This window comes from Ferrimonas gelatinilytica (assembly GCF_039544205.1).
GTDB classification, from domain to species: Bacteria; Pseudomonadota; Gammaproteobacteria; order Enterobacterales; family Shewanellaceae; genus Ferrimonas; species Ferrimonas gelatinilytica.
This window is the reverse complement of the sequence record NZ_BAABLF010000014.1, coordinates 21,325-35,462: the sequence shown is the minus strand read 5'-3', so window position 1 is coordinate 35,462 and position 14,138 is coordinate 21,325. Positions and strand designations below refer to the sequence as shown.

Sequence of the window (14,138 nt, the reverse complement as noted above, 5' to 3'; positions counted from 1 at the left end):
TGCATAGTCACCCATTCGGGCCGGTTGTCGCTCACGAGGCCTCCACCCAAAAAAGAGAGAAACCGCGGCCAGGAAACGCTGGCTATCAGATCCCACTGCATTACAGTCTCAACGAGAGTGATATCCACTGAACTGCAGAAGTGACGAAAAAAACATCACGGCCAAATGATTAAGCTATACCCGACTCCACCTTGCGGGCTCTGCAACAAAAACGCCCCGGAAAAAACCGGGGCGTTGCTTTCACCAGCGCTGTAACCCATCCCTTGCGGATGGCAGGCTCACTGAGCCGTCACTGGACGATACCGCTGTGTCGCAGCAGGGCCTGGATCTCGGGTTCACGACCGCGAAACGCAGTGAACAACGCCATCGGCTCGTCACTGCCCCCACGCTCGAGAATATTGTGAAGGAAATCCGCCCCCACCTCGGGGTTGAAGATCCCCTCCTCCTCGAAGCGGGAGAACGCATCGGCGGAGAGGACCTCCGCCCACTTGTAACTGTAGTAACCCGCCGCGTAGCCTCCGGCGAAGATATGACTGAAGCCGTGCTGGAAACGGTTGAAGTCCGGCGCTTTGACCACCGCCACCTGACCGCGAACCTGGTCCAGCATCGACTGGATCTTATCCTCCCCCTCCAACTGGGCGTACTCCAGGTGCAGGCGGAAGTCGAACAGCGAGAACTCCAGCTGGCGCAACATCATCATCGCACTCTGGTAGTTCTTGGCCGCCAGCATCTTCTCCAGCATCGCCTTAGGCAGGGGCTCCCCGGTTTCATAGTGGCCGGAGATCTCGCCCAGGGCTTCCTCCTCCCAGCACCAGTTTTCCAGGAACTGACTCGGCAACTCCACCGCATCCCAGGGCACACCATTGATCCCGGCAACGCCTGGCGCGTCTTCGATCCGGGTCAGCATGTGATGGATGCCATGGCCAAACTCATGGAACAGGGTGACCACCTCGTCATGGGTAAAGAGGGCCGGCTTGTCCCCCACCGGGCCATTAAAGTTGCAGGTCAGGTAGGCCACTGGCAGCTGTACGCGACCATCGCTTAGCCGCTGGCGCCCCTGGCAGTCATCCATCCAGGCGCCACCACGCTTGTGCTGTCGGGCATAGAGATCCAGGTAGAAGCTGCCACGCACGCTGCCATCGGTCTCAAGAATATCGAAAAAGCGCACGTCCGGATGCCAGGTATCGACCCCCTGGCGCTCCTGCACCTTAACGCCGAACAAGCGCTCGACGGTGTGAAACAGTCCGGAAAGGACCTTATCCTCGGGGAAATAGGGGCGCAACTCCTCGTCGGAGATCTGGTACAGGTGCTGTTTCTGCTTTTCCGCGTAGTAGGTGAGATCCCAGGCATTGAGGTCCTCGATGCCATGTTCCGCCCGAGCATATTCGGTCAGCTGCTTCAGCTCCCTTTCACCCTGCCCCTTGGAGGCCAGCGCCAGCTCGTTAAGAAACTGGATCACCTGCTCCGGGCTCTGGGCCATCTTGGTCGCCAGGGACTTATGGGCCGGGCTGTCGAAACCCAGCAGTTCAGCCAGCTCCTGGCGCAGCGCCAACAGCTCATCCATCAGCGGGCCGTTGTCGTACTGGCCGGCATGGGGCCCCTGGTCCGATGCCCGGGTGCAGAAGGCGGTATACACCTCCCGACGAAGCTCGGCGCTGTCGGCGTAGGTCATGACGGCCAGGTAGGAGGGGAACTCCAGGGTCAGCAGGTACCCCTCCATCTCTCTGGCCGAGGCGCTCTGGCGAGCCGCGTCCAAGGCCGACTCCGGCAGCCCCTTCAATTCGGACTTGTCCGTGACCAGCTTGCTCCAGGCGTTGGTGGCATCCAACAGCTGGTTGGAGTACTGGCTGGAGAGCTCGGACAGTCGCATCACGATCTCACCGTAACGCTTCTGCTGGGCTTCCGGCAGGCCGATGCCGGAAAGCTCGAAGTCCCGCAGGGCATTCTCTATCACCTTGCGCTGGGCCTGACTGAGCTCACTAAACGACTCGCTCTGGGCCAGCGCCTTGTAAGCCTCATAGAGTGCCTTGTTCTGACCCAACCAGGTGGAGTACTCCGACAGCAGCGGCAGGCAGGCGTCGTGGGCCGCTCGAAGTTCGTCGTTGCTGACCACCGAGTTCATGTGGCTGACCGGTGACCAGATCCGGGACAGGCGGTCGTCCGCCTCGTCGATGGGTGCCACCAGGCTATCCCAACTGACCGCCTCGTCGCTGGCCAGCACCCGCTCCACCGTCTCGCGGCAATGTGTTAACGCGGCTTCCACCGCAGGCTGAACATGCTCCGGGCGGATCTGGGAAAACGCGGGCAGGGACTGGGGTTCCATCAGGGGGTTGGTCATGGCGACTCCTTGAACTGGGCCAACCGTCGGAGGCCGACGGACGTGATGATTACCTCCATAGATGGCGCCTTTAGGCCCTAACTTCAAGCCCCAAGCCCAGATTGGTCCTAATGGTACCGGGACGCTGGACTAGTCTTGTAGCTCTACCGCCAAACGGAGCCCATCATGAGCAAAGCCATCGTTGCCGCCAATCGCCCCGCCAAAGTGACGCTGGAGAAAGGAAAAGAGTACGCCTTCTGCCGCTGCGGCCGCTCGGCCAACCAACCCTTCTGTGACGGATCCCACGAGGGAACAGACTTTACCCCGCAGATGTTCAAGGCCAAGCGGGATGGCGATGCGCTGCTGTGTCAGTGCAAGCAAAGTGGTAACCAGCCTTACTGCGACAGCAGCCATAAACAGCTGGACGACGCCCAGGTGGGTCAGGCCCTGGAGGCGGTAGAAAAAAAAGAGAAAGGGGGAGCGCCCATCGCCCGACCGACCGCAGAGGAGCCGCAGGTGGCCATGACCCACCAACTGGCGCGGGAGGGACTGGAGGGCAGCGGTTCCCATGGCCCCATGGTGGCCATGGGGGTACCCAGGGACACCCTGCCCCAGTGGGACCAGATCCAGCTGATGGTGGCCCAGCTGGCCCATCAACCGCTGCTGGATGATGAGGCTGTGGCGACCGAACTGGTGATCGGCCCCGGCGCCCAGAAACCACTGAAACTGAACATTCCACTCCTGATCTCGGACATGAGCTTTGGTGCCCTCTCCCGCGAAGCCAAGATTGCCCTGGCCGAAGGCGCGCAGCTGGCCGGCACGGGAATAGGATCCGGCGAGGGGGGGATGCTGGACGCCGAGCAGGCCGCCTGCAGCCGCTACCTGTATGAACTGGCACCGGCCCGCTTCGGGTTTGACGAGGCGAAGTTAAAAGGGGTGCAGGCGTTTCATTTTAAAGCGGGGCAGGCTGCCAAAACCGGCACCGGCGGGCACCTGCCCGGCAGCAAAGTTACCGACGAGATCGCCAAGGTACGGAACCTGGAGCCGGGACAGCCGGCGGTCTCCCCGGCCCGCTTCCGGGACCTCCAGACCCCGGCGGACTTTCACCGCTGTGCCGACCGGGTGCGCGAAATCACCGGCGGCATCCCCATCGGCTTCAAGCTCTCCGCCAATCACATCGAGCGGGATATCCAGTTTGCCCTCGACGCCAGCGCCGATTACCTGATCCTGGATGGCCGCGGCGGGGGCACCGGCGCGGCACCTGCCCTGTTTCGCGATCACATCAGCGTCGCCACCATCCCCGCCCTTGCCCGGGCCCGACGCTACCTGGATGAGCAGGGGGCAAGGAATGTCACGCTGATCATCACCGGGGGGCTTCGCACCCCGGCGGATTTCGTCAAGGCCCTGGCACTGGGTGCCGATGGCATCGCCCTGGCCAACAGCGCGATCCAGGCCCTGGGCTGCGTGGCGGCCCGGATCTGTCACAGTAACCAGTGCCCCAGTGGTATCGCCACCCAGGATCCCTCGCTGCGGCGGCGCCTCGATACCGTCGAGGGGCCCAAACGGGTGGCTCGCTACCTGAAAAGTGCTACCGCACTGATGGCCGTGATGGCTCGGGCCTGCGGCCACGACCGTCTCGCCGACTTCAACCTTGAAGATCTCGCCACCGCCGATCGGGAGCTGGTCGCCCTAGCCGGTATCCCCTACGTAGGGGTTGGACGGTAAGGCAGACCTGAGCGCCAGTCAGTCGTCTCGGGGAAAGTGCGGTCCGGTGGAAAGGCGGTCGTCGTAGGTGAAATCCCCCGGCTTCTGCGGCGGGTAGTCGGGCTGGAAGGTGGGGCGCTTCGCACGCTCGCGCCGGGAAATCCATTTTTCCAATATTTTTCGCAGCATCTTTCTCAGCATCGCTACTCTCCTCCAAAGCAAAACCGGAGCCACCGATTGAGATTAAAACCAAGATAAAACAGAGAGTGGCGGTGTAAAGCGTTTGGCGGCGCAAATCGGTGAGGTGCAGGAGCTCCAGCAAGCCGAGCCGATAGGAGTAAGCCACAACCCGGTTCCCAGGCGCACTTGGCCATCCCCAAGTGCAAAGGGATCGGGCATCGTCAGCCACCCCGTTTGGACACACACCCTGAACGCCGTTTCCGATAGGGGCAATCCTTTGTTTGTGGTTGAGCCCATCGCCGGATCAGGGTACAACTCGGGCCAAACGTTTTGCTCCACTTCAGGTAAAGGAAGCTCCCCATGGCACAGCAATTTGACTACATCGTTCTTGGCGCCGGCTCCGGCGGCATCGCTTCAGCCAACCGGGCCGCAATGCGCGGCGCAAAAGTGCTGCTGATCGAAGCCGAACACCTCGGCGGTACCTGCGTTAATGTCGGCTGTGTGCCGAAGAAGGTGATGTGGTTTGGTGCCCAGGTCGCCGAAGCGATCAAGCTGTACGGACCGGACTATGGCTTCGATACCACCCTGAACCGCTTCGACTGGGGCAAACTGATAGCAAACCGTGAGGCTTACATCGAGCGGATCCACGGCGGTTACAACCGTGGCCTGGACGCCAACGGCGTGACCCTGGTGAGAGGGTTCGGCCGCTTTGTCGACAATAAAACCGTCGAGGTCAACGGTGAGCACTACACCGCCCCCCATATCCTGATCGCCACCGGTGGCCGACCCACCATCCCGGCCATCCCGGGCGCGGAACATGGGATCGACTCCAACGGCTTCTTCGCCCTCACCGAACAACCTAAGCGCGTTGCCGTCATCGGTGCCGGTTACATCGCCGTCGAACTGGCCGGCGTGCTACACAGCCTGGGATCGGAAACCCACCTGCTGGTGCGCAAGCACGCACCGCTGAGAAACTTTGACCCGATGATCACCGGGACCCTGAGCAAACTGATGGCGGAAGAGGGGCCTACCCTGCATACCCAATCGATCCCCAAAGAGTTGGTCAAAGAGGAAGATGGCAGCCTCACCCTGCACCTGGAGAACGGAACCAGCCTCAACATCGACTGTCTGATCTGGGCCATCGGCCGCGAGCCGGCCACCGACAAGATCAATCTTGAGGCCGCCGGTGTTGAAGCTGACAACCGTGGCTACATTCCGGTGGACGAGTACCAGAACACCAACGTGGAGGGGATCTACACCGTCGGAGACATCATGGCCGGCGGCATCGAACTGACGCCGGTGGCGGTCAAGGCCGGACGCGCCCTGTCCGAGCGTCTGTTTGGCGGCCAGCCGGAGGCCAAGATGGATTACGCCCTGGTGCCCACCGTGGTGTTCAGCCACCCACCCATCGGTACCATCGGTCTCACCGAGCCCCAGGCCCAGGCCGAATACGGCGAAAGCAATGTGAAGGTGTACACCTCCTCCTTCGCCGCCATGTACACCGCGGTGACTGCCCACCGGCAGGCCACCGAGATGAAGCTGGTCTGCGTGGGTCCCGAGGAGAAGATCGTCGGCCTGCATGGCATCGGCTTCGGCATGGATGAGATCCTGCAGGGCTTCGCCGTCGCCATCAAGATGGGCGCCACCAAAGCAGATTTCGACGCCACCGTGGCGTTGCACCCGACCTCTGCGGAAGAGTTTGTAACGATGCGCTAACTTGACGCCAAGGCAAGTTCGGGCGGCTTGCATCGAACGGGTGGCGCGCCACCAAGGCAGATTTCGATGCCACCGTGGCTTTGCACCCCACCAGCGCGGAAGAGTTCGTGACCAAGCGGTAATGTGACCCATAGCAATTGAAAAAGGGACGGCAATGGCCGTCCCTTTTCTTTTCCCTCCCCCTCGCTCCCTGCACTGCCGGCTTGGCGCCTGCAAGCCTGATCTCTGTCTCAGATCAACTGTTAACAAACTGTTTGATCCATATCAACAACAACTCATTCAGTATTATCTAATTGATTACAAGCTAAATGAGGTTCGCCTAATGTATGGATATAACAAAAGTGTTGGAGTGCTCCATTGGCGCTCCGTCCGCAAGCAAAGGGGGACGAGATGAAAACCTCAATCAAGACCACACTGGCCATTGTGATACTGGCCACTGCCGCCGGTGCACTGGCCGTCGATGGCGGCAATCCGAAAAAAGGCCGCCACCTCTACAAGAAACACTGCAAGGCCTGCCACTCCGAAGCCACCATGGAGCTGACGCCCATGTCCAAAACCATGGGTCAGTGGGATCGCTTCTTCCAGCGTGACAAACACAAAGACAAGCCCGAAGTCTTCGAGCAACTGAATGAACAGATGCTGCTCGATATCAACCAGTTCCTCTACGACCACGCCGCCGATTCCGACCAGCCCGCCACCTGCGGCTAAGCCCCAACAGGACGAAGGAGTGTCATCATGAAAACCCTAATCGCCACCCTGGTTTCCCTCGCTCTGGCCGCCCCCGCATTGGCAGCGGATCCCACCGAGCAGGAAGCCCTCAAGCAACGCATCGACGAACTCAACGAGGAGCTCGAATACCTCTCCGAACGGCTGGACAAGGCCGAACGCCACACCGCCACGGACCGCATCCAGCTGACCGGCGACTTCCGGGTACGGGCCCACACCCTGCACTACCAGGACGTGACCTGGAGCCCGGCCATGCTGGTGGACTTCGATGACTTCGGTGCCAAAGCGATCTCCGGCCAGCTGGGCGACCCAAACAACCCAGACTCCCCCCTGGGGGCCATGATGGCCGCCAACCCGGTCCTGGCCCAGGCCTTTATGAGCGGCCAGCTCCAGGGCGTTATGCCGATGATGCTGGCCCCGAAGCAAACCTACGACGTCAACAATGACGTGCTCTACAACACCCGCCTGCGCCTCAACCTCAACGCCAAGGTTTGGGACAACGTCAGCTTCGCCGGTCGTCTCACCATGTACAAAAACTGGGGCGACTCCACCGGTGTGCAGGTGTTCGACTCCTGGCGCAGCTTCACCATGGATGGCACCAACAGCGGTAACACCAGTGGCGACTGGCTGCGGGTAGAGCGGGCCTACTTCGATTGGAAGGAGATCGCCGGTAGCCAGTTCTATCTCTCCATCGGCCGCCGCCCCTCCACCTACGGGCCGCCAACCCAGTACCGGGAGAATGAGCTGCGGGGTGGCACCCCCTCAGGCCACCTGGTGAACTTCAACTTTGACGGCGCCACACTGGGCTACCGACTCGGCGAAATCACCGGTGTCGAAGGCCAGGTGCTGCGCTTCTGCTACGGCCAGGGCTTCGAGTCCCAATGGGGCAACGGCGAGATGTACGGTGGCATCGTCACCAAGGATACCCACCTGGCCGGCTTCAATATTGACGCCCTCAACGACGGTACCCATTTCCTCCAGCTCACCCTGTTCGGCGCCAAGGACGTCAACGACGGTTTCAAGGGGCTGATGGCGTTCCCCACCCAACTGGCCGGGATCTTCGCCCCCACCATGTACCAGGACCTTCAGAAGTTTGACGATTTCAACTTCGTCACCCGGGTGCAGCCCTCCAACGTCATCGGCGACATGTATCTCGGCGGTGTTGGCTACGCCTACGAGGGCGACAGTGGCTGGGTCGGCTTCGCCTCCCTGGGGTGGACCCGCACCGAGTCCAACGGCAATGCCGGCCTGTTCGGCGGCATGATGGCGGATGCCCGCTTCGAGGCGGCACTGAACGCCGACGGCAGCGAGATCCTCATGGTGCCGGTGGCAGCCCAGGACCCCGGCGATCATAACGGTTACGGCATCTACACCGGGTTCCAAATCCCCACCTCCGGCGGCAAGTTCGGCCTGGAGTACAACTACGGATCCGAATACTGGACCCCCTTCACCCAGGCCCAGGACGACCCCATCGGCAGCAAGCTGGCTACCCGCGGCCACGTCGGTGAGGCTTACTACATCTTCGACATCAATCCGAAGATGTTCATCAAGCTGGCCGGCCTCTATTACGACTACGAGTACAGCGGCAGCGGCACCCCGGTGGGCGCCCCGCAGAAGGTGGACGATCTCCTTGCAGGCAGCGCGTTCTCCATGCTGCCGGTGGTCGACACCGCCTACGACATCAACGCCACCCTGGCCCTGAAATTCTGACGCCGACGCGCCCGGACCGTCCCGGGCGCGCTAGGAGGCCCCATGAAAGCGATCTTACTCCCCCTGATGCTTGGTCTGCTCGCCGGGCCGGCGGGGGCAGCCAACCCCCATGCCGAGTATATCGACGGCCCTATCACCAGCGGACCCGAGGCCACGGCCCAGTGCCTGGCCTGCCACGAAGAGCATGCCAAGGATTTCATCCAAAGCTCCCACTGGACCTGGTCTTTAGAACAGCAACTGCCCGGACGTCTCGTTGACCGGGGCAAGCGCAACACCCTGAACAACTTCTGTACCGCCATCAGCGGTAACGAGCCACGCTGCACCAGCTGTCATGCCGGTTACGGCTGGAAAGACAACAACTTTGATTTTACCAACACCGCCCTGGTGGACTGCCTGGTTTGCCATGACACCACCGGCACCTACGTTAAGGACCCGGAAGGCGCCGGCGCCCCCCTGGCCAAGGTCAACCTGCTCAGGGTGGCTCAAAACGTGGGGGCCCCGGTACGGGATAACTGCGGTAGCTGCCACTTCTACGGTGGCGGTGGCGACGGGGTGAAACATGGGGACCTGGACTCCAGCATGGGGTACCCGGATCGCCAGACCGACGTTCACATGGACGTCGATGGCCTGGACTTCCAGTGCCAGGCCTGTCACGACGCGCCCAAGCACCAGATCGCCGGCCAGGCAATGGGGGTCTCCCCTGGCGGCCAGAACCACTTCGGCTGCGAACGCTGCCACGATGCCGCCCCCCACAACAACGCCAAGCTGGACCGACATGTCGCCGCGGTCGCCTGTCAGACCTGCCACATCCCCTACTTTGCCAAGAACGAACCCACCAAGATGGTCTGGGACTGGTCCACCGCGGGCCAGAATCGTGAGGAAACCCTGGATCAGTTCGGCCGCAAAAATTACCAGCGCAAGAAGGGCGACTTTGTCTGGGACACCATGGTGAAACCGGAGTACGCCTGGTACAACGGCAACGGTGATGCCTACGTCATCGGCGACAAGATGGACCCCACCCAAGTCACCAAACTGGCCTTCCCCCTGGGGGATATCCGCGACAGCAAGGCCAAGCTCTACCCCTTCAAGGTCCACCGGGGTGAACAGATCTACGATGCCGGCCACAACATCTTCGTCACCGCCAAGGTGTGGGGCGAGGGCGGCTATTGGACAACCTTCGACTGGGATCAGGCTGCCCGCCTGGGCATGGAGGCCAACCCGGAACTGAAAAAGTTGGGGCTGGGATACAGCGGCAAGTACGGTTTTGCCCCCACGGAGATGTGGTGGCGCCTTAACCACATGGTCGCCCCCAAAGAGGATGCCCTTGGGTGCATGGAGTGCCATGGCAAAGGCACCCGATTGGACTGGACCGCCCTCGGTTACCCGGGCGACCCGATGAAGGTCGGAGGACGCGCCTCAACCCGTCCCTGAATCCTGAGCGCACTTCCCGTCCCCCGGGAAGTTGGGGTGGCCTAGGCCACCCCCTTTTTGTACGCGATCACCGCCAGCAACTTAAGACCGTGAACCGTCGCGGCCAAGATCCGGCATTCATGGAGCCCAATGCTCAGGGTCGCCAGCAGGCAGAGCAGCGCAATGACGCTTCCATTGCCGAGTTTTCACCCGTGACTGCAATAACTCTGTTTACCTCACAGTAACCGACCTAAGATCAACGCCATACTGGCGGCAATCAAAGGGAGGGATTCCGTGTTCGATACGCTGCTGGTGTTTAACACCTACCTGTTTTATGGATTGGTGTTCTTTACCATCGGCTCGGTGATCGCCTTTCGCAACCTGCGCCTCAGTCAACTGGCCATCGCCTCCGCCCTGCCCGCCCTCGCCGTCTTCGGTTTTGTTCACGCCTTTCACGAATGGTCAGAACTCTACCTTCAGCTGATGGGCCCCTATACCCCGATGATCTGGTACTCGGAGATGAAGATCCTGCGGGTGCTGAAACTCTGGGTCTCCTTCCTGGCCCTGGCCTGGTTTGCCTGGAAGATGCTGGTGATCACCGACGTTGCCCGCAAACCCTGGGCCCTGGCAGGTCTGGGACTGGCCCAAGGGGTCTTTATTCTGCACCTGGCCGCCAGCTATCCGCTGATGCCGCTGGATGATTTTCTGCGCCTGGCCGCCACCCTGATCCGCTGGATCTTCGGTTTGGGTGCCAGCGTGGTTGCCGGTTTAGGCATGATCTATTACGCCCGCCAGCAGTATCGGGAACGCCGTATTGCGGGCCACTATTTCGCCTACTGCGGCATCGCCCTGATCGCCTACGGCCTGGCCGCCGGCCTGCTGTCAACGAAGGCGGGCCTCTGGGTGCCGATGCTTCGTACCCTATGTGCCTTTGCCATCCTGGTGACCCTCTATCAGGCCCTGAAGATCTTCGATCGGGAGCGGGAAGCGCAGATTGAGGCCCAGCAACGCCAGCTGTTGCTGGGCGAGAAGATGCGCGCCATGGGAGAGCTGGCGTCCGGCATCGCCCACGAGATAAAGACGCCACTGAGCTACGCCACCCTGGGGGTAGATCTGCTGGAGAAGCAACTTCCCCCGGAACCGCCGCTGCAACACCAGCTGAACCGCATCCGAAAAGGGCTGGATCGCGCCACTCATATCGCGCAGGAGGTGCTGCATTTTGCCCGCCCGTCCCCCCAGCCGATGCAGCCGGTGACCCTGGACAAGGTGATCCATTCCGCCCTTGAACTGATGGGCCACCGCCTGAAACCCTTCACCCTCCACCGCAATCTCGCCCCGCAACTGACGGTCGTTGGCGATCCCGTCAAACTGGAGGAGGTGCTGATCAACCTGATCAGCAACGCCATCGACGCCAGCCGGACAGAGCGTCGGCTGGAGATCCACACCGAGGCGATGGGAGACCAGGTATTGCTCCACATCCGCGATTACGGCGGGGGCATTCCCGAAGCGCAGCAGAGCGCCAGCCTGCGCCCCTTCCACACCACCAAACCCAATGGTACCGGGCTGGGACTAGCCATCAGCCAGCAGATCATTCAGCAACACCAGGGTGAACTCAGCCTGCATAACTGGCTGCATGGCCTGTGTGTCACCATCACGTTACCGAGGAGCCTGTAATGAACCTCAACATCCTGTTGGCCGAAGACGATACCGAACTGCGACTGGCCCTGGAGGAGGCGCTGAACCTGGAGGGGATGCAGGTGTGCGCCTGCGACAGCGCGGAAACCGCCCTTGATGCGGCCGAATCCCAGGGCTTTGATGTGGCGATTCTGGACCTGGTGATGCCCGGACTCAGTGGCGTCGAGGCGATCGCCAACCTGCGCCGTCTCCAGCCCGGCATGGGGGTGATCATCACCACCGCGTTTGCCACGGTGGATACCGCCGTCGACGCCATGAAAAAGGGAGCGGATGAGTTCCTGGCCAAGCCGTTCAACCTCGCCACCCTGGCCACCACGGTGCGTCGGGTTAACGCCCAGCGCCAACCCCAGCCAAAACTGGCGGATGAGGCCGCGGATAAGGTGTTCTCCGCCCTCTCCAACCCCATCCGGCGCCAAGCGTTGCTGCAGCTCGGGCGCCATCGTCAGTTGCGCTTCATGGATCTCTGCCGCCTGGTGGGCGTGGCGGACCACACCAAGTTCAACTTCCATATGCGCCAGCTCAAGCAGAGCGGACTAATCCAGCAAAATGTGAGCAAGCTCTACTTTTTGACAACTGAGGGGCAGCAAATGTGTCACTTCCTACTGCAGGAAGGCCAAGAATAAATCAAATTAAATCATTAGTTTAAACAGTGCTTGATAAGCAGACTTCACAATCTGAGCCTCTGGGGGAATTCCCCTTATCTGGCCGCCCTCTTTTCGCCTTCAGATACTGACCCTGCCAAAAAAAAGACGCACAAAGCGTCGCAGGAGATGATGATGAAAGCCTTCCGCAAAACCACACTGGTTCTGATGATGAGCGCTGCCGCCATGGTGGGGTGCAGCAGTGACAACGACAAGGCACCGACCGAGCCGCCACCGCCGCCGCCCGAGAACACGCCGCCAGTGGCGGGCGACGCTATCCGCCTGACCGACAGCAACCGGGCGCTGACCATCAACCCGATGCTGCACGCCAGTGATGAAGACCAGGACGATATCCTGACCTTAGTCAGTGCCACCAGCGAACAGGGCACGGTCACCATTGATGCCGACCGCATCCTCTTTGAACCCAAAGGATTTGTTGGCGACGCCGCCATCACCTACACCGTCAGCGACGGCACCGACGAAGCCAGTGGCACCATCACCGTCACCGTGGCGGAAGCGATCTTTGCCGGTAGCCAGAGCTGCCTGAGCTGCCACAACAATTCGGCACTGGGCGACATGAAGAGCCACCAGCTGCACGGCCACAACTTTAAGATCATGAAGATCGCCGACGACCAGATGCCGGCGTTCCCCTACACCGACGTCAGCGGTGCCCTGGAACAGATCGACAACAACGGCAATCCCACCGACAACACCCTGGGTGCCCCGCAAACCTACGCGGACGTCAGTTACACCTCCGGGGGCTACGGCTGGAAGCTGCGCTGGATGGATAAGGACGGCTACCTGGTAACCGGTGCCCAGGCCCAGCACAACATCCATGCAGAAGCGCTGGGGCTGGATGATCAGATCATGGTCAACTACAACGCCGGCTCCGTGGACAAACCCTGGGATTGCGGCCACTGCCACACCACCGGTTGGAAGCCCTTTGACGACACCCTCCACCCACACAAGCAGGACGACCTGCCCGGGATCTCCGGCACCTTCGTGGCCGCTGGCGTGCAATGTGAAAGCTGTCACGGTGCCGGCATGGCCCACACCAAGGACCCCAGCACCGACAACATCACCCGTAATGCAGTACCTCGCCTGACCGCCGACCTGCAAAGCGAAGAGATGGGGTACGGACAGCCGGTTCACTGCGCCGAGTGTCATACCCGTGACGGCGACCGCAACCATAAGAACGGCTTCGTAAGCAGCTTTAACAAAGCGTTCCCGGACGGCCCAGAATACGGCGCCCGTGTGATGGTTCGCAGCGGCCTGCCCCGCCACCACCAGACCCACGATGAGCTGATGGCGATCGACCCCGACAGCGGTGAGATCACCGGTAAGCACTACATCAAGTTCCCGCTTTACTACGGTGCCGAGAACGCCTGTGCGGTATGCCACGAGCCCCACAAGTCCACCCTGAACCAGGATGAAGATATCCACCAGGGTGCGGTGAAGGCCTGTACCGACTGCCACTCCGGCGACCACGCCAAGGGATTCAACTCCGCTCTCCACGCCAACTTAGACTGCGTCACCTGCCACATGCCGGAAGTCGTGAAGAACGGCACTGCTGGCAATGTGACCGGTGACGGCACACCGACCAAGGAGAAGCGCGGTGACATCCGCATCCACACCTTTGCCATCGATCTCTACAACGAGAACGGGCAACTGCAGGATGCGGAAGCCAAAGACACCTACATGTATCCCTACCTGCAGCAGAAGTTTGCCTGTGGCCAGTGTCATGCGGAAGCCGACAACTACGCCGGTAAGCTGATGCAGAACCACGGCGGCAAGATGCACAACTGAGTGAGGCGCTAATCCCTCTTCACAACAAAAAAGCGGCCCGAACGGGCCGCTTTTCTTCCTCTGAGGGGGGACTTCAGGATCACGCTGCCGCTGGCTGTTCGCCTCGGCATGGCGGGCAACCCGGAACAGAACAAGTTGGGCGCCCCGGTTCACACCAGTAATAAAAAACTTCTTCAGAAAAAACAATATTTAGGCCTGCCGCTGCAAATCCACAACTTGAACATGGGTATTGC

General features: G+C 61.1%; 10 protein-coding genes. 8 read left to right on the top strand and 2 right to left on the bottom strand.

Going from position 1 to position 14,138, the window contains the following annotated elements; all coding sequences use genetic code 11:
* Positions 1-289: 289 nt before the first annotated feature.
* Positions 290-2,338, bottom strand: a complete 2,049-nt coding sequence (prlC, locus tag ABD997_RS11285) for an oligopeptidase A (protein WP_345317123.1) — start codon at positions 2,336-2,338, stop codon at positions 290-292.
* Between the two features lie 165 nt (positions 2,339-2,503).
* Between prlC and ABD997_RS11280 the strand changes: the two genes are divergently transcribed.
* Positions 2,504-4,042 carry a glutamate synthase-related protein gene (locus ABD997_RS11280; protein ID WP_345317122.1) on the top strand — a complete coding sequence of 513 codons (1,539 nt, stop codon included), beginning with the start codon at positions 2,504-2,506 and terminating at the stop codon, positions 4,040-4,042.
* 18 nt (positions 4,043-4,060) lie between these two features.
* Here ABD997_RS11280 and ABD997_RS11275 read toward each other — a convergent pair whose 3' ends face one another.
* Complete coding sequence (locus tag ABD997_RS11275; RefSeq protein WP_345317121.1) at positions 4,061-4,222, bottom strand: hypothetical protein; 162 nt, start codon at positions 4,220-4,222, stop codon at positions 4,061-4,063.
* Positions 4,223-4,561: 339 nt separating this feature from the next.
* Between ABD997_RS11275 and gorA the strand changes: the two genes are divergently transcribed.
* The 7 genes from gorA (at position 4,562) to ABD997_RS11240 (ending at position 13,905) form a co-directional block, all read left to right on the top strand.
* Complete coding sequence (gene gorA / locus ABD997_RS11270) at positions 4,562-5,917, top strand: glutathione-disulfide reductase (RefSeq protein WP_345317120.1); 1,356 nt, start codon at positions 4,562-4,564, stop codon at positions 5,915-5,917.
* 390 nt (positions 5,918-6,307) lie between these two features.
* Positions 6,308-6,625 (top strand): c-type cytochrome, encoded by a 318-nt coding sequence (locus ABD997_RS11265; RefSeq protein ID WP_345317119.1) that lies wholly within the window; start codon positions 6,308-6,310, stop codon positions 6,623-6,625.
* A 27-nt stretch (positions 6,626-6,652) separates the two neighbouring features.
* Positions 6,653-8,353 (top strand): DUF3373 domain-containing protein, encoded by a 1,701-nt coding sequence (locus ABD997_RS11260; protein ID WP_345317118.1) that lies wholly within the window; start codon positions 6,653-6,655, stop codon positions 8,351-8,353.
* Between the two features lie 42 nt (positions 8,354-8,395).
* Complete coding sequence (locus ABD997_RS11255) at positions 8,396-9,784, top strand: tetrathionate reductase family octaheme c-type cytochrome (protein ID WP_345317117.1); 1,389 nt, start codon at positions 8,396-8,398, stop codon at positions 9,782-9,784.
* A gap of 273 nt (positions 9,785-10,057) precedes the next feature.
* A complete protein-coding gene (locus ABD997_RS11250) occupies positions 10,058-11,437 on the top strand; it encodes a sensor histidine kinase (RefSeq protein WP_345317116.1) in 1,380 nt (459 codons plus the stop codon).
* Complete coding sequence (locus ABD997_RS11245) at positions 11,437-12,081, top strand: response regulator (protein ID WP_345317115.1); 645 nt, start codon at positions 11,437-11,439, stop codon at positions 12,079-12,081. Before ABD997_RS11250 ends, ABD997_RS11245 begins: the two co-directional genes overlap by 1 nt.
* A 147-nt stretch (positions 12,082-12,228) precedes the next feature.
* Entirely contained in the window at positions 12,229-13,905 is a 1,677-nt protein-coding gene (locus ABD997_RS11240; RefSeq protein WP_345317114.1) for an Ig-like domain-containing protein, read from the top strand.
* The last annotated feature ends 233 nt before the right edge of the window (positions 13,906-14,138 follow it).